Annotated in this window: 24 protein-coding genes; 6 read left to right on the top strand and 18 right to left on the bottom strand. The window is 65.5% G+C overall.

Annotated features, from left to right (window positions below; all coding sequences use genetic code 11):
- The first annotated feature begins 112 nt into the window (after positions 1 to 112).
- The 3 genes from ACZ60G_RS15875 to ACZ60G_RS15865 all read left to right on the top strand — a co-directional run bounded on the left by ACZ60G_RS15875 (position 113) and on the right by ACZ60G_RS15865 (position 3,831).
- Positions 113 to 1,702, top strand: coding sequence for a prolipoprotein diacylglyceryl transferase (locus ACZ60G_RS15875; RefSeq protein WP_465810841.1), 1,590 nt, complete (start codon positions 113 to 115; stop codon positions 1,700 to 1,702).
- Between the two features lie 197 nt (positions 1,703 to 1,899).
- A complete protein-coding gene (locus ACZ60G_RS15870; RefSeq protein WP_465810840.1) occupies positions 1,900 to 3,201 on the top strand; it encodes a glycosyltransferase 87 family protein in 1,302 nt (433 codons plus the stop codon).
- A gap of 330 nt (positions 3,202 to 3,531) precedes the next feature.
- Positions 3,532 to 3,831, top strand: coding sequence for a hypothetical protein (locus ACZ60G_RS15865; protein ID WP_465810839.1), 300 nt, complete (start codon positions 3,532 to 3,534; stop codon positions 3,829 to 3,831).
- Between the two features lie 15 nt (positions 3,832 to 3,846).
- Here the strand turns inward: ACZ60G_RS15865 and ACZ60G_RS15860 are convergent, their stop codons facing one another.
- Both ACZ60G_RS15860 and ACZ60G_RS15855 read right to left on the bottom strand, forming a co-directional pair.
- Positions 3,847 to 6,123, bottom strand: a complete 2,277-nt coding sequence (locus tag ACZ60G_RS15860; protein WP_465810838.1) for an Rv1355c family protein — start codon at positions 6,121 to 6,123, stop codon at positions 3,847 to 3,849.
- A 141-nt stretch (positions 6,124 to 6,264) separates the two neighbouring features.
- Positions 6,265 to 7,707: a purine-cytosine permease family protein gene (locus ACZ60G_RS15855; RefSeq protein WP_465810837.1), complete on the bottom strand. Its 1,443-nt coding sequence runs from the start codon at positions 7,705 to 7,707 to the stop codon at positions 6,265 to 6,267.
- Between the two features lie 129 nt (positions 7,708 to 7,836).
- On the opposite strand from ACZ60G_RS15855, the gene hutC reads away from it, so the two are divergent.
- On the top strand, positions 7,837 to 8,592 hold the full coding sequence (hutC, locus tag ACZ60G_RS15850; RefSeq protein ID WP_465810836.1) for a histidine utilization repressor: 756 nt from the start codon (positions 7,837 to 7,839) through the stop codon (positions 8,590 to 8,592).
- Between the two features lie 222 nt (positions 8,593 to 8,814).
- Here the strand turns inward: hutC and ACZ60G_RS15845 are convergent, their stop codons facing one another.
- The 7 genes from ACZ60G_RS15845 to ACZ60G_RS15815 all read right to left on the bottom strand — a co-directional run bounded on the left by ACZ60G_RS15845 (position 8,815) and on the right by ACZ60G_RS15815 (position 14,102).
- A complete protein-coding gene (locus ACZ60G_RS15845; RefSeq protein WP_465810835.1) occupies positions 8,815 to 9,534 on the bottom strand; it encodes a Mut7-C RNAse domain-containing protein in 720 nt (239 codons plus the stop codon).
- Positions 9,535 to 9,577: 43 nt separating this feature from the next.
- Positions 9,578 to 10,159, bottom strand: a complete 582-nt coding sequence (locus ACZ60G_RS15840; RefSeq protein WP_465810834.1) for a F0F1 ATP synthase subunit B family protein — start codon at positions 10,157 to 10,159, stop codon at positions 9,578 to 9,580.
- 3 nt (positions 10,160 to 10,162) lie between these two features.
- Positions 10,163 to 10,666 carry a F0F1 ATP synthase subunit B gene (locus ACZ60G_RS15835; RefSeq protein WP_465810833.1) on the bottom strand — a complete coding sequence of 168 codons (504 nt, stop codon included), beginning with the start codon at positions 10,664 to 10,666 and terminating at the stop codon, positions 10,163 to 10,165.
- Positions 10,667 to 10,672: 6 nt separating this feature from the next.
- Positions 10,673 to 10,930: a F0F1 ATP synthase subunit C gene (locus ACZ60G_RS15830; RefSeq protein ID WP_040687366.1), complete on the bottom strand. Its 258-nt coding sequence runs from the start codon at positions 10,928 to 10,930 to the stop codon at positions 10,673 to 10,675.
- Positions 10,931 to 11,012: 82 nt separating this feature from the next.
- Entirely contained in the window at positions 11,013 to 11,801 is a 789-nt protein-coding gene (atpB, locus tag ACZ60G_RS15825; RefSeq protein ID WP_465810832.1) for a F0F1 ATP synthase subunit A, read from the bottom strand.
- The gene (locus ACZ60G_RS15820) at positions 11,798 to 12,199 is read right to left on the bottom strand and encodes an ATP synthase subunit I (protein ID WP_465810831.1); all 402 of its coding nucleotides are present in this window, start codon (positions 12,197 to 12,199) and stop codon (positions 11,798 to 11,800) included. Before ACZ60G_RS15820 ends, atpB begins: the two co-directional genes overlap by 4 nt.
- A 412-nt stretch (positions 12,200 to 12,611) precedes the next feature.
- Positions 12,612 to 14,102 (bottom strand): FAD-dependent monooxygenase, encoded by a 1,491-nt coding sequence (locus ACZ60G_RS15815; RefSeq protein WP_465810830.1) that lies wholly within the window; start codon positions 14,100 to 14,102, stop codon positions 12,612 to 12,614.
- 93 nt (positions 14,103 to 14,195) lie between these two features.
- Between ACZ60G_RS15815 and ACZ60G_RS15810 the strand changes: the two genes are divergently transcribed.
- On the top strand, positions 14,196 to 14,837 hold the full coding sequence (locus ACZ60G_RS15810) for a TetR/AcrR family transcriptional regulator C-terminal domain-containing protein (protein WP_465810829.1): 642 nt from the start codon (positions 14,196 to 14,198) through the stop codon (positions 14,835 to 14,837).
- A 4-nt stretch (positions 14,838 to 14,841) separates the two neighbouring features.
- Here ACZ60G_RS15810 and ACZ60G_RS15805 read toward each other — a convergent pair whose 3' ends face one another.
- The 8 genes from ACZ60G_RS15805 to ACZ60G_RS15770 are packed head-to-tail and all read right to left on the bottom strand — an operon-like array spanning position 14,842 to position 20,595.
- A complete protein-coding gene (locus ACZ60G_RS15805; protein WP_465810828.1) occupies positions 14,842 to 15,294 on the bottom strand; it encodes a hypothetical protein in 453 nt (150 codons plus the stop codon).
- A gap of 12 nt (positions 15,295 to 15,306) precedes the next feature.
- Positions 15,307 to 16,029, bottom strand: coding sequence for a metallophosphoesterase family protein (locus ACZ60G_RS15800; protein WP_465810827.1), 723 nt, complete (start codon positions 16,027 to 16,029; stop codon positions 15,307 to 15,309).
- A gap of 18 nt (positions 16,030 to 16,047) precedes the next feature.
- The gene (locus ACZ60G_RS15795; protein ID WP_063043059.1) at positions 16,048 to 16,299 is read right to left on the bottom strand and encodes a BON domain-containing protein; all 252 of its coding nucleotides are present in this window, start codon (positions 16,297 to 16,299) and stop codon (positions 16,048 to 16,050) included.
- On the bottom strand, positions 16,300 to 16,863 hold the full coding sequence (locus ACZ60G_RS15790) for a nucleotidyltransferase family protein (protein ID WP_465810826.1): 564 nt from the start codon (positions 16,861 to 16,863) through the stop codon (positions 16,300 to 16,302).
- 36 nt (positions 16,864 to 16,899) lie between these two features.
- Positions 16,900 to 17,871, bottom strand: a complete 972-nt coding sequence (locus tag ACZ60G_RS15785) for an SDR family oxidoreductase (protein ID WP_465810825.1) — start codon at positions 17,869 to 17,871, stop codon at positions 16,900 to 16,902.
- Between the two features lie 9 nt (positions 17,872 to 17,880).
- Complete coding sequence (locus ACZ60G_RS15780; RefSeq protein ID WP_465810824.1) at positions 17,881 to 19,635, bottom strand: glycoside hydrolase family 15 protein; 1,755 nt, start codon at positions 19,633 to 19,635, stop codon at positions 17,881 to 17,883.
- Positions 19,632 to 20,258 carry a UdgX family uracil-DNA binding protein gene (locus ACZ60G_RS15775; RefSeq protein ID WP_465810823.1) on the bottom strand — a complete coding sequence of 209 codons (627 nt, stop codon included), beginning with the start codon at positions 20,256 to 20,258 and terminating at the stop codon, positions 19,632 to 19,634. Before ACZ60G_RS15775 ends, ACZ60G_RS15780 begins: the two co-directional genes overlap by 4 nt.
- Positions 20,259 to 20,265: 7 nt before the next feature.
- Entirely contained in the window at positions 20,266 to 20,595 is a 330-nt protein-coding gene (locus tag ACZ60G_RS15770; protein WP_465810822.1) for a plasmid stabilization protein, read from the bottom strand.
- A gap of 95 nt (positions 20,596 to 20,690) precedes the next feature.
- On the opposite strand from ACZ60G_RS15770, the gene ACZ60G_RS15765 reads away from it, so the two are divergent.
- Positions 20,691 to 21,947, top strand: coding sequence for a serine hydrolase domain-containing protein (locus ACZ60G_RS15765; RefSeq protein WP_465810821.1), 1,257 nt, complete (start codon positions 20,691 to 20,693; stop codon positions 21,945 to 21,947).
- A 1-nt stretch (position 21,948) separates the two neighbouring features.
- On the opposite strand, the gene ACZ60G_RS15760 is transcribed toward ACZ60G_RS15765, so the two are convergent.
- The gene (locus tag ACZ60G_RS15760; RefSeq protein WP_465810820.1) at positions 21,949 to 24,798 is read right to left on the bottom strand and encodes an FAD-binding and (Fe-S)-binding domain-containing protein; all 2,850 of its coding nucleotides are present in this window, start codon (positions 24,796 to 24,798) and stop codon (positions 21,949 to 21,951) included.
- Positions 24,799 to 24,922: the final 124 nt, after the last annotated feature.

The following is a 24,922-nucleotide window of genomic DNA, read 5'->3' as shown; positions in this document are numbered from 1 at the left end:
CGGCGGCAAATTGACAGTTTCGCTGGCAACGGTGAATCGACTATGAATGTCTGGTGCCGTTCCCACGCGTGATTACTTGTCTGCCGTCGAATCTCTCCCGCTGGGAGTCGAATTGACCATCGAGCATCATCCCATCGAGGACGAGGTCGGACAGCTCGCGCGAAGGGTCGAGCGGGCACGGGGCCGACTGGCCTACCAGTTCGATCCCGCGCTGACCGAGGCGCTGTCCGAGGACGAACTGATCGCCGAACGTGAGCTCGCGGAGAAGATCCGCGGCGAGGATCGCGCACAGCGATGGAAACAGGTTCAGGCCGCGGCCGCCGCGGCCGACCGCGGCAGGCAGACGACGGAAGCGATCGAGAAGGCCGACATCAGAGATCTATTGGTAGCCCGCAAGGCAATTGCGGCGCAGCGGCGGGAGTCCAGCCCGCACGCCAAATTGGCGTCGCTGTACCGGCACCGGGGATGGTCACTGCGCGCGCTGGCCGGCGTGGTGGCGGCGGGCATGCTGTGGTCCGCGGTCAATGTGCAGCACAACATCGCGCCGGGCGGGCCGGGCGATCCGCTGTACTGGTTCAGCTACCTCATCGAGGCGATGATCAGCGTCTGCTTGATCATCATCATGGTCGGCACCAACAAGGTCGCCGAATGGGGCGTTATCGACAACCGCCGACAGGTCGCCGCGGCCGAAATCGCCCTGCTGTCACTGACTGTCACCCTCAACACCTACCCCTATCTGCGTGACGGGGAGTGGTACGAGACCGGTGTGCACGCGGTCGCGCCGGTGATGATCGGTGTCGCCCTGCTCATTCACGACGCGGCCAGCGCACGCTACGGCCTGGCCATCTACCGGGCCACCGAGCAGGTCCGCGAGTTGCCCGATCCGGCCGAACAACTCAAGCGGACGATGCCATCGATCGCGTCCTATCGCGCGAACACCCAGGCGGCCCTGGTAGCACAGGGGGCGGAGCGGGAGTCCGTCGAACACGAGGCACTGGCGGCCGCCGAAGGTGCCGGACAGGACGCCGAGCTGGAAGTCGACGAGATCGTGGAGGCCGAAGCGGTCGAGGTCGAGGAGTCGCCGGATGGGGAAAGCCCTGCCGCGCAGGAGGGTTCGGAAGCCCCCGAGAAGCGTCGCGCGCCGGCCAACGCTCAGGCGCCGGACCATGCGGAGCCCCAGGCAGTCGAGCAGCGGCCTGCTCCCGCGAAGGCCGAGAACCGCCCCGCGGTCGCCAAGGAGCCGACCGCGCCGGTGGCCGTGAAGCCGGTGGTCGCGAAGAACAACCCCTTCGCACCGGCCACACCCGAGCCGGTCGCTACGGCAGAGACCAAGCCCGTCGCGAAGGTGGAGACCCCGCCGCCCCCGGCGAAGGCGCCCGCGCGGAAGGCCGCCCCGGTGGGGCAGGAGAAGCCCACCGCGGAGAACAAGCCGTCGGTCGTGTCGGCACTGCGCAGGGGCAACGGTTCGGCCGCGGCGACGGCGCGCAAGCCCAGTTCACTCGAGGGCAGGAAGGACAGCAGGACGACCGAGAACGCGCGCGGCAAGGGCAGTGCACCCGCCGAGCCGGATTCGCACCTCCAGGTGGTTCGCACGCCCGATATCCACGACACCGGGCAGTTCCGCATCGCCGAGATGCTCGAACAAGAACTTGCCGAACTGCAGGCGGAACGCAGGCGGGCCAGGGCCAGCAGGCAACGATGATCCCGCGGCTTGCTTGCCCCAGCACTTCGGGGCATGATGCAGGCGCGGGTCATTAGGTACGTTAAAAACTGGTTATCGCCGTAGTGCAGCAGGTGCGGGACGAAGGGATGGATCGGTCGACGTGATGAGGTCTTATCACCCAACAGGATCCTGTACTTCGAATCCTGCGACGGTGTTGCCTCGGTCGTAGCGGATCGGTGCGAGACACCCGGAAGCTGGAGTTTCCGCGTACGGGACCAGCGATATACCTGCTCGCCGGGAGCGCCCTGCTGTCGGTGATCCTGCTCTTCACCACCATCGATCCGTTCCTGGACAAGGGCGGGTTCCTGGTCGGTGGCCTCGACGTGCACATCTATCGGGACGGCGCGTGGCGCATCGTGCACGATCTGCCGCTGTACACCGAGCCGACCATGCGTGGCCTGCTCTACACCTACACGCCGTTCTCCACGATCGCGTTCGTGCCGATCTACATGGTGCCGTGGGGGTACGTGACGAACACCTGGTTGACGGTCAACCTCTCCGTACTCATCGCCTGTGTGCTGCTCAGCTGGCGGCTGCTGGGCTATCGGATCACGACTCGGCTGGTGGTGGTCAGCGTGCTGATCGCGGCCAGCTGCGTATTCATCGAGCCGGTCCGCCAAACGCTCTATTTCGGGCAGATCAACCTGGTGCTGATGCTGCTGGTGCTGTTGGACGCGCTGCGCGGGGACCGAAGCAAACTGCGTGGCGTCGGCGTCGGACTCGCGGCGGGCATCAAACTCACCCCGATCTACTTCGTCGCCTATTTCGTGGCCCTGCGGCAGTGGCGCGCGGCGGTCACCGCATTCGCCGTCTTCATCGCCTCGGTCACCTTCGCCTGGGTCATCCTGCCCACCGATTCCCGGCAGTACTGGACCTCGACGTTCTTCCAATCCAACCGGATCGCGCCGGACAACCACCCGTCCAACCAGTCCATCCGCGGTGTCATCGCGCATCTGCTCGACGGGCCCGCGCCGGTGTGGTTGTGGTTGCTCATCGCAGGCTCGGTCACGATCGCAAGCATGATGGTCACGACGGCGCTGTATCAGCGAGGTGAGCGGCTGCTGTCGATCACCCTCGGCGGTCTCACCGCCTGCGCGGTGTCGCCGTTCTCCTGGGGACACCACTGGGTGTGGTTCGTGCCGCTGTTCGTCTTCCTCGTGCACAAGGGGCTGGACAACTGGCGCTGGTGGGTGGCGGCGGCGGTGCTGTTCACGGTGACCGCCTCGTGGACCTACCACTGGAGCAAGACCTGGGTGTCGATCGGCGTGTTCCTGCTGCCGCCGTGGTGGCCGATCACCAAGGTCTTGATCAACGGCTACGTCATCGAATTCCTGATCGTTCTGATCGCGGCCTGGATACACCTGCGCAGGGACGGCCGGTCGGCCCTGAGCCCGCATTCGGCCGAGCGCTCGATCCGATTCCCGCTCCCGCGCCGCCGCGATCCTGAGTCCCCTTCGTGCCCAACGCCTTCCCCCTGACCGATCCCGGAACCCGGTAGCGCAGGCCAGGTTCCGGCCCAGGGGGTTGCTGTGGCCCAGATCATGCGGGCGATCAGCGCGCAGGCACGAGCGGCAGCGGTGCCATACCGGCAATAGCCCTAGAGCCTTTGCGATCTCTTTACCTGCGGATTCCCTTCGGTTTCCACCCGAAATCGATCTCTTGCCGGGCAGGTCGGCCGGGGTTACGGTTGCTTCCTGCGTCGCGAAGCAATCGGTCACCGCCAGGTTGCTGGACCTACCGTTCGCCGGGAGGTATTACTTCGATGTCGCACGAATATTTCGCTCGACAGGGCCGGAGGTTTTCCCGCTATGACGAAGAACAAGGCTCAGCCCAACCCGATGTTCGCGGTGACCATGGTCAATGCCATCCATCAGGATGTCGATGGCTACGGGGACAGATGGGTAGCCACCGTCGATCATGGGAATATGCGCGCCGACTGGATCGCGGCAGCCGTTGCCAAGGACGCGCGTACGGTCCGGATCTGGTGCGACGACTGCGGGAACAGCGTCCATCTGTGTGCGGAGATCCGGGACTACCTGCCCGCGGACGTGCGCAAGGCACTGGCCGCCGCCTGGGAGCACTACCACCCGACGCACCACGCCTCGTAGTCGGCGGTTCGCGAGTCAGGCGAGATCGAGGACCTGAACCAACGGGCGGCGCAGCGAACGCGCCGTCGGAGGTCCCGTGTACGCGAGTCGGAACAGCAGCACCTCGGCATGGTCCGCGTCGGTCTCGAACACCCGTTGATAGCGCACGCGCAGTTCGCGGAGTTCGGCCTGCTCGCGTTTACAGAGGCCGTGGCCACCGCCCCGTTCGAGGCGGGCGAAGAGGTAGGGCAGTGCGGTCATCGGTTGCAGTGCAATGCCTTTCGCCGTCGCGGTGAGCCACATCCGCTGCATGGCGCGCCCGCCGCGCAGATAGCTTTCGCGTGATACACCCGGCATCGTCAGCAGCCCGACCGCGGCGGCGCCTGCCACCGCGCGCCGGGAAAGGTCTTCCAGCGCACGGCCGCCGCCGATCTCGGCCAGACATTCCGCGACCCGCCACTGGCTGAGCAGGCGCAGCGCGCCGCGTTCGGCCGCGGTGAGTTCAGCGGTGGCGATATCGAGACCATAAGGTTCGGCTCGCACCTCTTCGGGTGTCCACCGGTAGCCGCTCATCGCTTCGCGGTGCATCGCCCGGTTCAGCAGACCGATGCGATCGCCCGCGCCGATCAGCGCGCCGAGTTCCGCCAATTCCGTTCTCTCGCACGACAGTTGCAATCGTCCGCCGAACTCGGCGCAGGCGGTGACCAGCGATTGCGCTGTCTCCGCATCGAGCGGTCTCCGCAACTCACGACGCCGGTTGGTGACTCGGGTCGGGATATGCGCGACGAGCGGTGATGCCGCCGATTCCGGTGCGCCGGACAGTTCGACCGTGGCGACGAGGTCGGCTCTGGGCCACGTCCGGATCTGCGTGCGCAATCCGAGCTGCCCGGCTGCGAGCTCGATATTCTCCAACAGCGCACCGAACGCGACCCACGTTGCGCCGTGCGCGAAGTCGAGGCTGGGCAGGTCACGTCTCGGGTCGTGACGGCACTCCAGGACCGCCTTATCGCGCCGCCAGATCAGCGCCCACGGCTGTGCATTGTGTGCGGAGGGTGCCAGTGTGCCCATGGCCGCTATCCACCGCACGGCATCGTCGGATACCGTTCCGCGCTCCGATGGTTGCGGTGGCAGCGGCGGATCCCTTCGGGCCTCTTCGGCGATCGCGAATAATGGTGCGGGCGAGGCAGGTTCGCGATAGATGCAGTGCTTCGCGTCGATCAACTCGCCTGGATCGACGTAGTAGCGCCCGGATCCGACCGGTTCGCCGAGCAGCAGTCGCCGCGCCGCATCCGCGATGATCGCGCCGCCGAGCGCCACGCCGGAGGCGAGCTGAGGCCAGCTGCCGATCGTCCGCCCGACCTCGGGCAGCGAGGCCGCCGCGCGCGTGCTGAGCCGGGCCGCGTCGAGGATTTCGAGGACGTACGGGATCTTCTCCGGTGTCGTGACATCGCGCAGATCCTGGGCCCGTACCGAACCGAGCAGACCGTGGAAGATCGGCCGATCCGGTTCGATATCGAAGCGCTCGATATCGAGTAGGCCCCGATCGCTGGTCTGCATGAGCACGGGAATGCCGTGAACGCGCGCCCGCTCCCGGAGCCGCACCTTGGTGTGCAGATCGTCGCACCCTTCGACCAGCAGATCGAGACCACCGCCACCGAGCAGGAAGTCATCGATCGCCTCCGGTCGAATCCCCTTCGGGCATCTCTCGATTCGGAGATACGGATCGATCTCGAACATTTGCCGCGCCGCGATGACCGACTTCTCGATGCCGAGGTCGGCCACGCGGGAGCGGATCCGATTCAGATTCGACAGGCCGAGCCGGTCGAGGTCCGCGATCTTGAACGAACCGCCGATACCTTCGAGTGCGAGGGTGAGCGCGGTCGCACTGCCGACCGAGAGCCCGACCACGCCGATCCGCATCCGCGCCAGCCGCTGCTGTTCTTCCCGGGTGATCCGATAGCGATTGCGGTCGGTGCGGACCTCCCGGAATTCCGTCTCGGGTAACACATGTACGAGATCGGCCGACCACGGGTACCACACCCACCTGCCGTATCCGGCGGGATCCGTGCCGTGCAGCTGCCCTACGCGTTCGTCCAACTCATCACGGGGACAAGCGGGTTCGCGTGCGAGCACGAGTTGTCGCAATTGCTCGGTAAGCGTGTCGTGTACCCGCACGTCCGTTGTCGCCAGTAGTTCGGACAATGCCGACCGGTCCCTATCGATGGTCAGATCGAAATGAATTGGCCGCCATTCAGGAATGTCATCGTTCTTGTCGGCGCGCTCCCGTAGATCCCGGCCCAAATCGATGCGCAAAACCCCTCCCGGCGTGTGCGTGCGGATCGCTCTACCAAGGTCTACACCCGACCAGCCGGTAACTAGTTATGATTGGGCAAGCCGGTGGAGATCGCCGGAATCGACCTGCGCGTCAGTGGATTCGCGGCAGGGCGGCGCGTACTACTCGGCTGAAACGTGGGTCGTCGCAACCGTGTCCGCGGGGTAGATCATGCGGTCCGGCGGGTTGCTCGTGCGACGTGCCAGCGGGTAGTAGATGGCAGCGGTGAAGACGATGCCGACGATCCAGGAGATATCCGCGCCGCCGAGCAGATCGGTGATCGGCCCGGTGTAGAGCTTCTGCGCGAGGAACGGGATCTGGGCGAGAATGCCGAGGGTATAGCAGGCCAGCGCGGCGAGGTTCCAGCGTCCGTAGCGGCCGTCCGGATCGTAGAGCGCCGGGATATCGATGCGCTCGCGCGAGATCAGGTAGTAGTCGATCAGGTTGATCGCGCTCCACGGGGTGAAGACCATGAGCAGGACGAGCACGAAATTCTTGAAGTTGTTGAGGAAGTCGGCGCTGGCCCCGATGGCGATCAGCATCGACACCACGGTGAAGCCCACGATATAGGCCGCCCGCGCGGCCTGCGTGGTGTGCGACCGACCGTTGAATGCGGTCACCGAGGTCAGGATGGACATGAATCCGCCGTAGGCGTTGAGACAGTTCACCGTCAGCTTGCCGACCACGATCACCAGGTAGATCAGCAGCGCGATCGCGGACGGTCCGGCGAGGTCGCCGATGAAGCCGACTTGATTGCCCAGGAACGCTTTTCCGGCGACCGCGGCCACCAGCGCGCCGAGCGTCATCGCCCACTGCGAGCCGAGCACGCTGCCCGCGAAGGTGGACCAGAAGGTGGTCCGGGCACTGGTCGTGCGGGGCAGATAGCGCGAATAGTCCGCGACGTACGGTCCGAAGGTCAGTTGCCAACCCGCACCCAGGGAGATCGCGAGGACGAAGGTCACGATGTCGAAGGATTCGGTACCGACATAGGCGCTGACGTCGTATTCGGTGAACAGCCGGATGGTCAGGTAGGTGAAGCCGATGATGCCGACCACGGTGGCGATTCGCCCGATCACATGGATCAGCCGATAGCCGGTCACCGCGACCAATGCCGTGAGCGCACCGAAGACGAGTATGCCGACGGTCGAATTGTCCACGTGCAGAATCTTGTTCACCGCCTGACCGGCCAACACGGTACCGGTCGCGGCGAAACCGAGATACATCACGATCACCAGCAACAGCGGCATTACCGCACCGAGGACACCGAATTGCGCTCTGCTGGAGATCATTTGCGGCAATCCGAGCCGTGGGCCCTGCGCCGAATGCAGCGCCATCACGATGCCGCCGAGAATATTGCCGAGCAGCAATCCGATAATCGCCCACAGCGCGTCGGCGCCGAATACCACTGCCAACGCACCGTCGACGATCGCGGTGATCTGCATATTCGCCCCGAACCAGAGGGTGAATTGATTGCGCGGCGTGCCGTGGCGTTCGGCATCGGGAATTACTTCGATGGTGCGGCGCTCGATTTGCAGTCCGGCGTCGATTTCGTCGTGGTGCGGCATGGATCCGCCTTCCATCAGGAGAAGGGGGGCAGCTGGGACAGCCTGCCCAGATGCATAGTCCTGTATATACAAGTGACTGTCAACCGGAACGGCTAAGGTTGCGGCCAGGCGACGTGAGAGGTGGTGGCGATGGCCCGCCCGGTGGGCGATGCAGACCTGGCGGTCTTGTTCGCGGCGTCCGGACCCGATGCGGCACCGGCGTACGAGCGGATCAAGACCCTGATCCGCACCCAGATCGGCGCCGGACGGTGGGTCGCGGGGGATCAGCTGCCCTCGGAGCATCAACTGGTCGACGCGCTCGGGATCTCCCGCATGACGGTCAACCGGGCACTGCGTGAGCTGGCCGCGGCCGGGGTGGTCGTACGGATGATGGGGGTCGGCACCTTCGTCGCACCCGCGAAGGTGGCCTCGCCGCTGTTCGAGGTGCGCAATATCGCCGACGAGATCCAGCAGCGCGGTCACCGGCACCGCACCGAGGTCATCTTCCTGCGCAGCGAAACCCTCGACACCGACAACCCCTTGCTCGACGATTGGCCGAACGATTCGGTATTCCATTCGCTGCTGGTGCATTTCGACGACGAGGTGCCGATCCAGGTGGAGGACCGCTACGTCAACCCCGCGGCCGCACCCGGCTATCTCGACCAGAATTTCGCCGAGATCACCCCGAACCGGTACCTCAGTGAAGCGGCCCCGCTGGTGCGCGGCGAACACGTCGTCGAGGCGGTCCAGGGCAGCCAGGAGGACTGCAGGCTACTGCGCATCCGCCGCACCGAACCCTGCCTCCAGATCCGCCGCCGCACCTGGTCCGCGACTGCTTTGGTCAGCGTGGCCCGCCTGGTCCATCCCGGCTCCCGCAGCCGCCTCGAAGGTGTGTTCGGCGCCTGATCCGGCTGGGTGGGAATGTCTCCCACGCATCGATCCGCGCGCCACGCCCATTTCGCCCACGATTTCGTGCGCGCTGCCGCGAAACGTGCGCACCGCCTGGGAAGGGTGTGCGGCGGCGCGGAAGGGTGTGCGGCGGCGCGGGAAGGGTGTGCGGCGTTGTGGGAAGGTGTGCGGCGGCGCGGAAGGGTGCGCGGCGTTGTGGGAAGGTGTGCGGCGGCGCGGTCAGGTGCCGAACTGCATGGCGTGGGTGACGATCGCGTCGAGACGCGCGTGATGTGCACCCTTCCAATAGGTTCGGCCGCAGTCGACGCACTGTGCGAACGCGTCGTAGGTGCGCTCGGTCTCGTCCGGGAGCTGGCCGCGCAGGGTCTGCTTATCGGTTATGCGCAGCGGGCCGTTGCAGGCGGTGCAGCGGGTCCATGGCGCAAGGTGCGGTGCGAAACGCGATAGCACGTCGTCGAGTTGCTCGACGGGACGGTGGCTGTAAATGTATGCGCCAGCGAAGATTTCGCGTCGATGCAGCAGTCCGCGATCGCGGGAGAGCAGGATGCGATGTTCGGTCGCCGAGCGCGTGGCGAGTGCGGCGTCGCCGATATCCGGATTTTCGTAGGCGGTGTCGACGCCGAGCAGGCGCAGCCGCCGCGCCAGGGTGCCGAGGTGAATATCCAGCAGGAAACGCAGCGGTTCGTCGAATCGCTGCGGGCGTACCACGGCGCGCACCGACACCGACTCGCCGTCGGTGGGCAGATACGACGGGTCCACGGACCGACCATCGACCAGCAGCTTGCCCACCTCGGTGAGCGGCACGCCGAGCGATTCCACGATATGTCCGAGTGTCGACACGGTGTCGATCCGCACGGACGAGCGACCGTCCCGCTGTGCGGCCGCGACGAACAGCCGCAATTCGGGCGCGAAATCAATCGTGATCTGCGCGGTGCTCACGCGGCCAGCATGCCAGGGCATGCGGTCCGGCGACCACCCGGTTTTACAAAGCCCAGGGCTCGGCGCGGCGTCGGACCGGTGGCTCGGCGTTGGCCATCGCCTCGAGGTCCTCGAGGAATTTGTCGATACTGTCGGCCGCCACGTGCGTGGAGCTGATCTCGTAGCGGACCTTTTCCTCGGTGCTGTCCATGACCGTGGTGATGAGCTCTACCTTCAGATCGCGGATGAGCTGGGTGCGCATCTGGGCGATCTGGTCGCGGCCCTGGCTGCGGACCCGGGCGACCTCGGCGTCGGCGAACTCGCGCATCTTGGCGATGATGCGTTCGGCGTCGGCGCGCGCGTCCTCGCGGATGTGCTCGAGTTCGGCCTGGGCGTCGGTGACCGCGTTGTCGTAGGCGCGTTTGGCCTCGACGAGACGGTCGGTCGCCTGCTGGTTCTCCTCGAGCTGTTTCTGAATATTGTTCTGAGCCTTGGCCATCAGCCGTTTCACCGGCGGCGCCACCCATTTGACGATGACGAAGATGATGACCGCGAAACCGAAGAGCTGGCTGAAGAAAATCGGCCAGTCGAAGGTGATGTGGAAGATGCCCGAGTCTTCGGCAAGGATGCTGCTGTTGAGGTTCATTGGCTACGCTCGTTCTGACTGATGGCCGGCGCTGGAGCCGGCGTGCCGATCCTTGATGCCGAGCACTCGATCGGCCAATGTCTCGGCGAGCGGTTCGACAGCATCACGCAGCTCCGCGGCCACCTGGTCCGCCTGGGCCCGCAGTTCCGTCGCGGATTCCGCAACGATCCTGTCGGCCTCGTCCTGCGCCTCGCTTCGCAACTGCTCGAGGATAACTCGGCCCTCGGCCCTTGCCTGGTTCCTGATCTCGACCGCTTCACTGCGCGCCTGCGCGACGGCCGCCTGGTATTTCGCTTCGGCGTCGGCGAACAAGGATTTGGCTTCCTTGTTGTCGACCGCGGTTTCGGCGATTCTCGCCTCGCGTTCCGCCAATACCTTGCGTATCGGCGGAACGACGAAGAACCACATGACCCCGAGCACGATCAGGAAGATCAAAAGCTCGGCGAAGAATGTGCCGTTGGGGATCAGGAAGTTCCCCTCGGCAACAACATCCGTTCGCGGAGTCATACTGAATTACTTACCTGGAGTAGCGAATACGAAAAGCGCCATGAACGCTAGATTGATGAAGTACGCCGCCTCGACCAGACCGACGGTCAGGAAGAAGTTACCGCGGAGGCGACCCTCGGCTTCCGGCTGACGGGCAACGCCGTTGATCAACGCGGCGCCGGCGAGTCCGTCACCGATACCCGCGCCGATGGCGCCACCGCCCATAATGATGCCGCCGCCGATGAGCGCGCCCTGGACGATGGCTGCCGTTGTTGCGTCTGCCATTTTTCACTTCCTGTTCTTTACTGAGCTCGATCGGCGGCGCCGATCCGTAGTTGTTTCGAGCGACCCGAAAGCGTCGCAGGGGCTAATGCTCGTCCTCCAGCGACATCGACTGGCTGAAGTAGAGGACGGTCAACAGCGAGAAGATGAATGCCTGGATGGCTCCGACGAAGAGATCGAAGAGTTTCCAGATGGCATTCGGCCCCCAGCTGATCCAGAACGGAAACAGTGCGATCACCGAGACCATCACGCCGCCCGCGAACATGTTGCCGAACAATCGCAGCGACAGCGAGAGCGGTTTGGCGACTTCCTCGATGACATTGATGAAAACCATAGGGCCCCATCCGGTGTGGCCCTTCAGCAACTGCTTGGCGTGGCCACCGGGACCGCGCCGATAAACACCCGCACCCTGATACATGATGAAGACGAACAGGGCCAGCGCGTAGACGAAATTGACGTCCGACGCGGGCGGTGCGATCAATTCGCCGTGTCCGTACTGCACCGGCAGCACGGACAACCAGTTCGACAACAGGATGTAGATGAACAGGGTGACGGCCAGTGGCAGCGCGAACGGCGCGACCTTCATGCCGATGGCGCTTTCCACCTGGTTGCGCATCTGGACCGTGACGGTCTCGAAGAACAGCTGCACGCCGTTGGGTACGCCCGAAGTCAGCTTCGCCCGAAGGTAGAACGCCAGACCGAGCACGATCGCCGCCGCGAGGGCGGTCGAAATGATCGTGTCGACATTGAAGTCCATACCCCACAGATGCGCGACCGCGTGTTCGCCGACCTTGATTTTCGGCTCTTCGGCGGGCGCTTCCTGTGCGAGCACCGGAAGCGCCGACTGGGCGATGAAGGCGAGTTGATTCGTCATGATTGCTGGCGAAGCTCCTTCACTTCAGGCAAGACGGTGACCAACACCAGAATCACTTGAAAGGCGGCCAGGCCGAAGAAGATTCCGATGCCGTGCGGCCTTGCCAGGAAACCCACTGCGAGCGAACCGCCGGTTATTGCGATCAGTCGAGTCGCCGAGGAGAGGTACAAACCCTGTTTCCTCGGTTTCTCGGCGTCGGCGACGCGGTTGACCGTCAATCGGGTCAGTTGGGCATTCACCCAACCGAGTCCGAGTCCGATGCAGATGAACATGCCGACCAGCAGCCCGTCGAGCGGACCGGCCGCAGCAAGAGTCAGTACACCGACGCCTATTGCGAAGACGGTCGCACGGCGCATTCGGAGTGTATTGACATCCACCTCGACACCGTCCTCGGTCATCATCCCACCTCGTAGTGGGGTCTTGATTGATCGATAGCATACACATTAGGAACCCTTTTGCGAGGCAATGTTTTTGATCTTTCTCGGGCGGGTTTTCGTACGATGTCCATCGAGGGACAGTGTCATGCCGCAGACAACTTGATCAACCGAAGGTCTCGGTTCGCGCCGGGTAAATCGGACAAAACGGTCACCGTATCGCTAGCTGCTATTGCTCGGCTTATTCGAGTTCGGCGCCTAACTTCGGTAATGTATTTGTAAAGAGATTCTAAAGCAATCGCCGGTACGTCGAGCTGGAGTCGGCTCGCGACAGCCAATTGCGCGATCGCCGCGGTATCCGGATGCCGCATCCGGCTGGAAACTCGTGATAGCTGGTGCGCTGCCGTTCGGTCCGCACTGTACGGGGTGGCGCGGTTCAGGTGAAGTCGAGGTCGGCGGCGCCGACCCAGGTGGTGAGTGCTTCGGTCAAGCCTGCGGTGGTGGGTTCCTCGGTTGCCCATGCAACGTAACCGTCGGGGCGCAGCAGGATGGCGGCAGGGGCCGCGATCTCACCGAAACCGGGGATGGGCCAGTGCTCGGCGCGGCTGGCGGCGCTGATGATCTCGACCCGGTCGTGCCATTCCGGGACTGCGGGCACGTCGTTTCCGTTGAGTACCAGCAGGACCGGGCGGCCCGCGCGCAGCAGTGCGTGGACGCGGGTATCGCCGTCGGCGGTGCTGATATCGGCATCCGGGACGCGACGGCCGATGAGTGGGTGCTCGCCCTTGATGTCGTAGCGGATATCGAGTGCGGTGATCATCAGGCCGAGGCGGTGGCGCACCTGGTCCATATCGATCAGGTCGCTCATGATGTCGCGCAGTGCGTCGGTGTGCGGGCCGGGACGTCCGAGCGCGGTCTGGGCGCGGGTGTTGTGCAGGACGCGGGCGGCGATGGGGTGGCGCTCGGACTCATAGGTGTCGAGGAGTTCGTCGGATGCGTTGCCGCGCAAGGTGGCGGCGAGCTTCCAACCGAGATTCATCGCGTCCTGCAACCCCAGGTTCTGGCCCTGACCGCCCGCCGGATAGTGGATGTGCGCGGCATCCCCGGCCAGGAACACGCGGCCCACGCGGTAGCGGTCCGCCTGGCGGGCGGCATCGCTGTAGTGCGAGATCCAGCGCGGGCTGTGCATCCCGAAGTCGGTGCCCGCGAGTTCGGTGAAGTTGGCGCGGAAGTCCTCGAAACTCAGTTCGGCGCCGCGCTCCAGGACGAGGTCGTGGCGCTGCACGAGCAGTCGGTACCAGCCGGGCTCGAATTGCACCACCGAGAAGTCGCCCGCACCGGCGCGGTGCGCGAAGACGGTCTGTGCGGGCGGATCGGCCAATTCGACATCGGCGAGCATGCCCGTCGCGGTCGCGTCGGTGCCGACGTAGTCGATGCCCGCCAGTTTGCGTACCGCGCTGCGGCCGCCATCGCAGCCGACCAGGTAGGCAGCGCGAATCCGGCGTGGATTCGGGCCGCCGATTTCCACCTCGACGCCCGCCGCGTCCTGCCGGAAACCGGTAACGGGCGAACCCCACTGCACGACCGCGCCGAGTTCGGTTGCGCGCCGGTCGAGTTCGCGCTCGATCACCGACTGCAGGACGGCGAGGGTGTAGGGGTGGCGGGTATTGAAGTCGCTGAAGTCCAGGCGCAGGCCGCCGAAGTGCCCGGCCTGCATGACTCGGCCGAGCGGGAATAGGTCGTCGAGCAGGCCGCGCTGATCGAGCATTTCCATGGTGCGGGCGTGGATCCCACCCGCCCGCGATTCGCCGGTGCGCGCCGGAAGTCCATCGACGAGCGCGACATCCACGCCGGCCAGGCGCAGTTCGTAAGCCAGCATCAGCCCGGTCGGTCCGGCACCGGCGATCACTACCTCGGTCGTTTCCATGTCGGTCTCCTTAACGTTGTTAAGCTCTTTAACGATGTTAAGGAGACCAGAACGTTGTTAAGGTGTCAAGGGGTCGGACAGCAGGAGGTGACAGTGAAGATCGATGCGACGGTGATCGCCGAGGCAGCGCTGGGTTTGCTCGACGAGGTCGGTCTCGATGGCCTGACCATGCGGAAGGTGGCCGGGGCCCTGGACGTGCAGGCGCCCGCTCTGTACTGGCATGTCAAGAACAAGCGCGAACTACTCGATGCGATGGCACGGCGGGTATTCGTCTCCGCTGTCGACGGGATCGAGGCGCCGCGGCAGGGCGAGGACTGGCAGGACTGGGTGGTGGCGGTGGCCGGGCGGTTGCGCCGGTCGATGCTGCGCTATCGGGACGGGGCGAAGGTGCTGGCCGGAACCTATGTCAGCGATGAAGCCATGTGGCGCACCACGGAACTGACCCTGCGCACGCTCGAGGACGCGGGTTTCTCGGTCGACCATGCCGAGCGGGTGTTTCCGATCCTGCTGCACTACACGATCGGGTTCGTTATAGAGGAACAGGCGCAATCCGGCGCGGAGTACGCCGACGGCAATCCCTACGATCCCGCGCGGATGGCGCACACCGTCGATGCCGAGCGTTATCCGCGGACCGCCCGGATGGTGGCCGAGCTGTTCGACGCCGATACCGATGTCGAATTCGAACGCGGCCTGCGGGTCATCCTGGCTGGAATCCTCGCCACTCGATCCTCGTAACCGCTCAGCGGCCGAATCCCACCAGGCCGTCGGCGAGCGTGCTGACATTCAGCGCGTCCAGCACCTGTTGCCGGACGTCCGGACATTGGGTGGTGGTGATGCGATCGACGATGGCCCGGTCCTTCAGGACGGTGTCGTTGAGGCCGCCGTTGCGGGCCGCCCAATCGTGCACTGTGCCGTTGAAGCCGAGTTTGCCGAGCTGCGCGCCCTCGGTGCGCCAACGGTCGACCTCGGGTTCGAGCATGTCGCACAGCTGTTTTGCCGCCGTCGGGGTGATCTCGTCCGGATTGGGCACCTGTGCGGAGCTGCCGGGGGACGAGAAGGTGATGGTGATGTCGGGATGGGAGGTCGGCGTGGCGGGCACCGGGTCGAGGGGGCCGTTGCCGCCGCAGCCGGCGAGCAGGGCAACCGCCGCGGTCGCCGCGGCCAGCGTGGCGATGGATCCGATCGAGGGCATCGGTACTCCTTATTATTCTTTTGTTTCCGGTGACAGCTCGTAGACGACGTAGGCGGTGCGCACCACCGGTAGCGCCACATTGCGTACTCGGATGCCGCCGGGGGTGGTGCCGCGTTCGGTGCCCGCGTGCGCGTGCCCGTGGATCGCGAGGTCGGCGCGCTGGTCATCGATGGTTTCGCCGAGTAGATAGGAACCGAGGAACGGGTAGATCTCGCGTGGCTCGCCGTGCAGGGTGTCGCTGATCGGGGAGTAGTGGGTCAGCGCGATCGTGATGTCGGTGTGCAGGCCCGCCAGCGCGTCGCGCAGCATCTCCGCGAGGTCGACGGTGTGCGAGGCGAATTCGCGCATCACGCGTTCGCCGAAGACGCTCGCGCATTTGCCCGCGAAACCACCGCCGAAGCCCTTCGTCCCCGCGATGCCGAGGGTATGTCCATCGACGGCGAATTCCGTTGCGGTGCCTTCCAAGACGGTGATGCCGTGATCGGTGAGCTCGGCCGTGAGCTCGTGCTGCGCGTCGCTGTGGTGGTCGTGATTGCCGAGCACCGCGACGACCGGAACGCCGAGATCGGCGAATTCCGCGGCGACGACGCGGCCTTCCTCGACCGTGCCGTGCCGGGTGAGATCACCGGCCAGCAGCAGCACATCGGCGCGGTCGTGCAGTTCCGCGAGTGCCGGGCGGAGTTCGCCGCCCGACTCGGCGCCTAGGTGGATGTCACCGATTGCCGCGATCCGCATGCCACACTCCTTCCGGTCTCAGTCCGCCAGCGCCTCGGCGGCTCCCGGTGCGCAGGGCGGCGTGACGTGCACGTCGTTGTGGATGTGGGCGCGCGGAAGCTGTTCGCGCACTACCTTTTCCATCTGCAGCTTGCGTTCGATACTGCTCACCTCGCCGCCGAGGACGACGACGTCGCCGCGGATCGTCACCTGGACCCCGAGTTCGGCGGTGCGCGGATCCTCGGCCAGTGCCCGGCGCAGGTGCGCGACCAGATATTGCGGTCGATCCATTCACACCACCCGCTTCGGCTCGATTACTCCGAGGTCGTCCAGCAGTCCGAGGAAGGCTCGGGCATAGGGCGAAATGTCGGTTTCCTTGCGCACTCGCTCCCAATCCATTTGTTCGCGCAGATCGCGTGCGATCGTCAGCAGTGGGCTCAGGTCCAGTCGGTGCGCATCGAAGACCAGTAGTTTGTCGATCATCAGGTCGGTCGCGCTGATCACCGGCGCCATCGTCGGGCCGACACGCATCATGTCGGCGCGATCGAGCAATTCGTCGGTGACGGCACGGTTGTTCGGCCGATAGATCAGGTCGATGAGGACGCCGCCGTCATAGACCTTGGTCAGCCAGTCCTCGGGCGGATCGGCGACTCGCAATCCGCCGCGGGCCAGCGCACTGCGGGCCTGAGACAGGTCGGCGGGTTTGATGAAGATGTCGACGTCGTGCTCCGAGGCGGGCCCGCCGCGCGCGTACACCGCACAACCACCCGCGACCGCGAAGCGGATACCGGCATCCGCCAGTGTGTTCACCGCCCGGGTGAGCGCGTGGAGTAGTTGGTCGATCGTCGGGACCATATGTGCGCCATACCCGCGGTTCGGTCGGCTAATCGCCTAATGCCGACGCAACCCGCTGGCCAATGTCTCGAGCCCCCGGCTCAACCACGCCTGGGTACTGCGCCGGTGCGCACGATCATCGAACTCGCCGTGTGCGCCGAAGTCGTATCCACCGGCCCGGTCGACCGGCTCCCAGAGATTGTCGGCCCGTGCGTCGGCGTCGGCATCGGTCTGCTGCGAGTCGTACCCGGTGCGGGCGAGATATCGGTCGAGCAGGCTGGGCGCGAGCCGTTGGGCGAGCAGCGTCCCGGTCGTGCTCGCGCCGACCCAATATTCTTTGCGCTCAGGATGTTTCGCGGCGAAAGCGATCGAGCGCGCGATGATCTCGGGTTGGTAGATCGGCGGCACCGGCTGTGGCCGCTTCGGCAATCGGGACAGCACCCAGGAGAATTGGGGCGTATTGACCGCCGGTGCCTGCACCAGCGTGATATGCACATTGCTGCCTTCGTGCATCAGTTCGACCCGAACCGACTCGGTGAATCCGTTGATCGCGTGCTTGGCGGCGCAATAGGCCGACTGCAGCGGAATCGAGCGGGCGCCGAGCGCCGAGCCGACCTGCACGACAGCGCCGCGGTCACGTGCCCGCATCCGGGACAGCGCGGCCATGGTGCCGTGCACGGTGCCGAGATAGGTGACTTCGGTGACCCGCCGGAACTCCGCGGCGGCAATCTGCTCGAACGGTGCGAAGACCGAGGTGAAGGCCGAGTTCACCCAGACATCTATGGGACCGAGCACCTCCTCGGCCCGCGTCGCCGCAGCTTCGACCGCCGGGTAATCCGCGACATCGACCGGAATCGTCAGCGGCTCACCACCCCCCGCGCGCACATCATCGGCGGCGGCCGCGAGGCCGGCATCGCCGCGGGCGAGCAGCGCGACTTTACAACCGCTCGAAGCGAATTCGCGTGCGGCCGCGCGACCGATGCCCGCACTCGCCCCGGTGATCACCACTACTCGTGGTTCGAAACTCATCACAACTCCTTACTCATCGCCGAATCGGGTGAGCTGGACCGAGGATTCGAACAACATCGCGTGCACGAAGGCCTGCGGCATATTGCCGCGCAGCTGACGCTGCCGGACGTCGAATTCCTCGGCGAACAATCCCGGCGTACCGCACGCCGCTCGATTGCGCTCGAAATAGCGTGCCGCCGAAACCTGGTGTCCGAGTTGGGCGGCCGCGATCGCCATCGCGAATCCGCAGAACAGAAATGCGCCCTCGTTCGTCTCCAGCGGCTGCTCGTCGTGGCGGTAGCGATAAACGTAGTAATCCGTGCACAATTCGCGCTCGACCGCCCGATAGGTGGCGAGGCTGCGCGGATCGTCGGCAGGTACACCGCCACGGATGGCGGGCAGCAGCAGAGCGGCGTCGACACCCACAGCATCCGGCGCCTGCTGCCACGCGCCACTGGGATGCACACTGGTGCGGGCGGTTTCGGCCATGACGGTATCGGCGAGCGCCGTACAGAACACCGGGTCGGCACCGCTCTCGGCAACGGCGGCAACCGCGCGCAAACCACTGACGCAGGCCAGCCGGGAGTGCGTCCAGTGCCGGTCCTCGAGCTCCCAGATGCCCGCATCCGGTCGACGCCAGCGTTCGGCGATCGCCCCGACCGCAACCGAAACCGCCTTGCGGCTGTCCTCGGTGAGCCGCTCGTGCCGCGCGCCCGCCGCGAACAACAGCAGTGCCTCACCGAGTACGTCGAGCTGGGACTGGTCGCGCACCCGGTTGCCGACCACGGTACGACCGCCCGGATAGCCGGGTAGGTCCAGATTGCTGGGCTCCGGGATGGGTTGGCCGGTGATCGTACAAGCGGGCAATACGTCGGGCCCTTCGGCGAGCAGCCGCTCGGCCACAAAACGTAATGCATTGTCCAGCAACGGGTGTGGCCCGTCTGCCGCCACGGCTTGACCGGCGAAGCATTGGTCGCGGAGCCATACGTAGCGGTAGTCGTAGTTCTCGCCGCGGTCCGCGCGTTCGGGCAGACCCATGGTGGCCGCGGCGACCATGCCGTTGGTGGAACCGGTCATACCGCGCATGACCGCGTAGGCCTGAGCGGTATCGCGGGAAGCGGCGCAGGGGCCCAGCTTCGGAACCCCACGCTGCCAAGCGGATTCGGTCTGCGCCCATGCGGTGTGCGGATCAGGTGGTTCGTCGGGCAGTGCGATATCGGACAATTCGAGGACGAGATCATGTATCTCGCCTTGTCGCAGCGTTATTCGATCGGTCCAGCCGCGACCATCACGGACCGACGCGGCCGCGCCGCCCGTCCAACGCAGTGCGAGGTCCCCGACGCGCGCGAGCCACAACCCGTCATCGGTGCGGTGCAGGTCTCGTGTCTTCGCCTCGCCGAACTGCCCGGCGGGCCGCAGCATCACATCGACCTCGGCATCGCCGTGCACCGCGACGATCCGGCGCAGCACCACAACCCGATGCGGATCACCGGGAAAGGCCAGCGCCTCCCGGCATTCGACCACCGACGAGCCGACGAGCCAGTGTGAATTCCAGATCAACGTGCCTGTCTGGTAGTAACCGCCCCACACGTAGCGCCCGGACGGCGTCACCGAGTACGCGCCGTCCCCGCCGACCAAGCCGGCGAAAACCGCGTCGCTGTGCCAGCGTGGTGCACACATCCAGGCGAAGTCACCGCGCGGACCGACCAGGACACCGCGCTCGCCGTCCGCGAGGAATGCGTATTCGCGCAGTACATGGGGCCGGGTGATATTTTCGGCCGTCACATCGGTCGTATACCACCGCACACCGTTCGCAACCTTTTCAAATCTGCGACGAATGCGGCGTAGGCCCCGTCGCGATCGGGCGCGCGCAGTACCGACGACGGGTGCACGGTCGCGATCACCGCGTAGTCCGGCATCGTCACGAGCTCGCCGCGCCGCTCGGAGACCTTGAACGAGGGACCCAGCACGGCCTTTGCCGCGATCGCGCCGAGGCAGACCACCAGTTGTGGCTCGATAGCCCGCAACTCGGCGTCGAGCCAGGCCGAACAGGCGACGATTTCGGTGCGTCCGGGTTGTTTGTGGATGCGGCGCTTACCGCGCTCCTCGAATTTGAAGTGCTTCACCGCATTGGTCACATAGATCCGGTCGCGGTCGATCCCGACCTCGGCGATGGCACGGTCGAGCAGGCGCCCGGCGGGGCCGACGAACGGGTGTCCCCGCACGTCCTCCTGGTCGCCGGGCTGCTCACCGATCATTACGACGTCGGCGTTTTCCGGGCCCTCGCCGAAAACCGTCTGGGTGGCGTGCCGGTAGAGATCGCATCCGTGACAGCCGCACGAGGCCCGCCGCAACTCGGCGAGGCTCGCGTGCGGCGGCACGAATTCCGCGGCGCCCGGCACAGCCATATCCGCCTCAGTCCTTGCCCAAGGCCCGCGCGAGCTGCCGCTTGTTCATCTTGGAGCGGCCCTTGATATTGCGTTGCCTGGCCTCGTTGTACAGCTGGTCGCGGGTCGGGCCCTTCGGACCGCTGCGGCCCGAGCGCTGCCCACCGCGCTGCTGTGGCGACTTGTCCTTTATCGAGGAACGGCTCGCGGTCTTCGACTGCCCGGCTTGGGCGCGATTCTTATTGACCGTCCGCGCGGCGATTTCCTTCGCCCGCTTCTGGCTCGCGCCCCGGTCCTCTGCCGAGTCCTTGATGTGTTCGTACTGCCGTTCCTGTTTATTGCTCCATTCCTTTGGCATGTCACACCTCCTGCCCGCCGAGTACCCCGGCTCGTTTCGTGAAACCAGAGCGTGGGCTCGATCGGGAGAAAGATCAGCGTCGATATGCTGGCCCGGTGAAGGTGGTTCCTGGCACGTTGGTGACCGTCGCCGATGATCTGGACGCGGTGACGACGGTCGGGCACGAGGACGATCCGGCCGATGCCGGGTTGACGAACGACGACATCGCGGCGCTGTGGGCGTCGGTGCAGGCGTGGTACCGGATGGGGACGACGCCCGCGATTCAGACCTGTCTGCGGCGCAATGGGAAAATCGTGCTGAACCGGGCGATCGGGCACGGCTGGGGGAATGCGCCGAAAGACGGTCCGGATGCGGAGCAGGTGCTCGCGACGCCGGAGACGCTGTTCTGCGGGTTCTCCACGGCCAAGGGTGTGGCCGCGACGCTGATGTTCATGCTGATCGAACAGGGTGCGTTCGCGCTGAATGATCCGGTGTGCAAATACATTCCGGAGTTCGCGGCGCACGGCAAGGATGCGATCACCATCGGCGATGTGCTGTCGCATTCGGCCGGTGTGCCGTTCATTACGCCGCCGTACAAGGGCGTCGAGCTGGTGCTCGACGAGGAGTTGGCCGTACAGGGGTTGGCCGATCTGGTGCCGAGCTGGCCGCCGGGTCGGTTCCGCGTCTATCACGCATTGACCAGCGGTTTGATCCAACGGCTGCTGGTGCAGCGGGCCACCGGGAAGCGGATGCGCGAACATCTCACCGAACAGGTGCTCGAACCGTTGGGCTTCCGCTGGAACAACTTCGGGGTCCGGCCCGAGGACGTCGACAAGGTCGTGCCCAGCGTGAAGACCGGCCCGCCACCGTCACGCATGTCGATGCTTCTGGCGCGCAAGGCGCTCGGCGGCCGGATGGACGGTGCGACCGCCAGATCCGCGAATCGGGATTTCCTGACCGCCGAACTGCCGTCGGGCAATATCGTCACGACGGCCTACGAGCTGTCCCGTTTCTACGAAATCCTCACTCGCGGTGGTGAACTCGATGGCGTCCGGATCATCGAGCCCGGCACGCTCCGCGAAGCGATCCGCCCTGCACGCCGCATACCCGGCCTGGCCGGACGAGTCAGCAGCGCGGGCTTCGAACTCGGCGCTCGTCGCTCGAAGTTCGGGCGCAACACCCAGTCGCACTTCGGCCGCAGCGGCCTGACGACCCAATACGGCTGGGCCGATCCCACCCGCGGACTCTCCGGTGCGATCCTCACCAGCGGTAAGGCCACCACCGACACCCAGCGCCCCTGGGCTCTGGTCGCCCAGATCTCGAACACCATCGGCCAACTCGCGCCCGCCGATCGGCTGTTCGACACCGACTGATTCAGTTGTCGCGGATCGCCTCGGCGAGGATTTGTGCCGCGTGCCTAGGCCGGGCTTGCGGATCCAGGTGCTCGATTTGGGTTCGGCAACTGAAACCGTCTGCCAGGACCAGGGTTTCGGGCTCGCGCTTGCGGATGGTCGGCATGAGTTTGTCTTCGGCGCAGGCTACCGAGACGTCGTAGTGGCCGCGTTCGAAGCCGAAGTTGCCTGCCAGGCCGCAGCATCCGGTATCCAGCACTTCGACGTCGAGTCCGGTTGCGGTCAAGAGCCTTTGGTCGGCCTCGTAGTGCAAGATCGCGTGCTGGTGGCAGTGTGGTTGGACCATGGCGTGCGCGTCGATGCGCGGGGGTTCCCAGTCGTCGGCTCGTTCGGTGAGGATTTCGCCGAGGGTGCGGACCTGATTCGCCAGGCGGTGGGCGTCTTCGTCACCGGGGAGTAATTCGGTGAGATCGGAGCGGAAGACGGCGGCGCAGCTCGGTTCGAGCACGACGATCGGGGTGCTCGAGCGCAATTGGGGTTCGAGCTGACGCAAAGTGCGGCGCAATACTCGTTTCGCGGTGGGGAGTTGGCCGGTGGAAATCCAAGTCAATCCGCAACAGACTGTGCGCCTTGGTATTTCGATCTCGAATCCGGCGGCCTCCAGTACGGTCACCGCGGCTTCGGCTATTTCGGGGGCGAAGTTATTGGTGAAGGTGTCGGGCCACAGCAGCACTCGGCCGCGGTGGCCGCGCTCGTCCGGTGCGCGGCGGGCGAACATCTCGGTGAAGCGTTCGCGGGCGAAACGCGGTAGTTCGCGGCGCGGATCCACACCGCCGAGCCGTTTGAGCAGCCCACCCGTGCCCCGGCTCTGCGCCAGCGCATTGGCCGGTGCGGACACGGCGGTGGCGAGGCGGGCCCACAGCGGGATCCAGCCCATCGAATAGTGCGCCATCGGCCGGACGCGGTGTTCGTAGTGGTGGGAGAGGAATTCGGCCTTGTAGGTGGCCATATCGACATCGACCGGGCAGTCGCTACGGCAGCCTTTGCAGGCCAGGCACAGATCGAGGGCATCGTGCACCTCGGTGGAGCGCCAGCCATCGGTGATCACCTCGCCCTGGAGCATTTCGAACAGAAGTCGGGCGCGGCCACGGGTGGAGTGTTCCTCCTCCCTGGTCGCCCGGTAGCTCGGGCACATCACACCGCCCTCGTGACTGCGGCACTTGCCGACGCCGACACAGCGTGCGGCGGCGACGCTGAACCGATGGTCGTCCTCCGGGAAAGCGAAGTGGGTCGCCGGCTCCCACGGTCGATAGTTCGCACCTTGGCGCAGGTCCTGATCCAGTGGTCGCGGGTGCACGACCTTGCCGGGATTCATCCGATTGCGCGGATCGAAGAGATGTTTGACCGCGCCGAATGCCTCGACGATCCGCTCGCCGAACATGATCGGCAGCAGTTCGCCGCGCGACTGACCGTCGCCGTGTTCACCGGACAGCGATCCGCCGTACCGCGTAACCAACTGTGCGCACTGCTCGGCGAAGCCGCGGTACTTCGAAATGCCTTCCGCGCTACGGAGATCGAATGGAATGCGGGTGTGGACACAGCCGTGACCGAAGTGGCCGTACAGCGAGGACGACCGGTAGTCGAAATCGTCCAGCAGACTTTCGAAGTCGCGAAGGTAATCGCCGAGCCGGTTCGGCGGTACCGCGGCATCCTCCCAACCCTCATGGGTTTCCGGACTGTCCGGTGGATAGGCGGTGGCACCGAGGCCCGCTTCCCGGGCCATCCAGATCTCCGCCTCGCGCGCGGGGTCGTCGATCATTGTCGAGGTGGCACCGGTCTTCATGGTCAGTTCCTCGACCATCGTCTGCGCCCTGCGATCGGCTTCGTCCTGGTCGGCACCCTCGAATTGCGCCATCAGCCAACCATTTCCGTCCGGCAGCTGCGCGATGGCGCCCCCGGCCAGATGTTCGAGATGCTCCAGGTCGACCAGCCGGTGGTCCACCCCTTCCAGCGCTATCGGGTTGTGCTGCAACACGATCGGAACCGCATCGGCGGCGTCGTAGATATCGGGATAGCCGAGCACGGTCAGCGCCACCGCTTTCGGGCGTTGCACGAGCTCGATTTCGGCACGCAACACCGTCACCAGCGTGGACTCGCTGCCGACGAGCAGTTTCGCGAGATCGAAGCCGTGCTCCGGCAGCAGGGAATCGAGGTTGTAGCCCGAGACCCGGCGCGGAATATCGGGATAGTGCTGCCGGATGTCCGTCGCGTACTCATCACGGATCCGCCGCAGGCCGTCCCGCAATTCCGCAAACCCATCCTCGGAATCCGTGCCGACCCAACCGCGTAACCCGTCGTAGGTCAGGATTTCCAGCCGCCGCACCGAATCGACCATCTTCCCGTACGCCTGCGCGGTGGAACCGCAGGAGTTGTTGCCGATCATCCCGCCGATCGTGCAGCTGACATGGGTCGCGGGTTTCGGGCCGACCATCAGGTCGTAGCGCGCCAACTGCGCATTGAGCGGGTCCAGCGCGATGCCCGGTTCCACGATCGCGGTGCGGGCCGCCGTATCGACCGAGATCAGCCGATCGCAGTACTTGCTCCAGTCCAGCACCACGGCCGCATTGCAGCATTGACCGGCCAGACTGGTGCCGCCGCCGCGCGAGAGCACGGGCATATCGTGTTCGCGGCACACCGCGATGGCGGCGGCCGCATCCTCGGGTGTGCGTGGCAGCACAACGCCGAGCGGCACCGCGCGGTAGTTCGAGGCATCGGTGGAGTATGTGGCCCGGGATCCGGGATCGAAACGCACCTCACCGGCCACCTTTCCGGTGAGTTCGGCCGCGAGTCGCGCCAGCGGGAGATCAATCATTCGCCCAATCCCTCCTGTCTCGGCACAGTGCGGCTACCCACTCCGGTGCACGGCACACCCGCTGATTGCCTGCCCATTCGCTGGGTATCACCGGTCTGACCAACCCGGATACCAATAGGAGATC

It is taken from the genome of Nocardia sp. NPDC102475 (assembly GCF_055584605.1).
The sequence above is the reverse complement of the archived record's forward strand: the minus strand, read 5'-3'. Positions and strand labels throughout refer to the sequence as shown.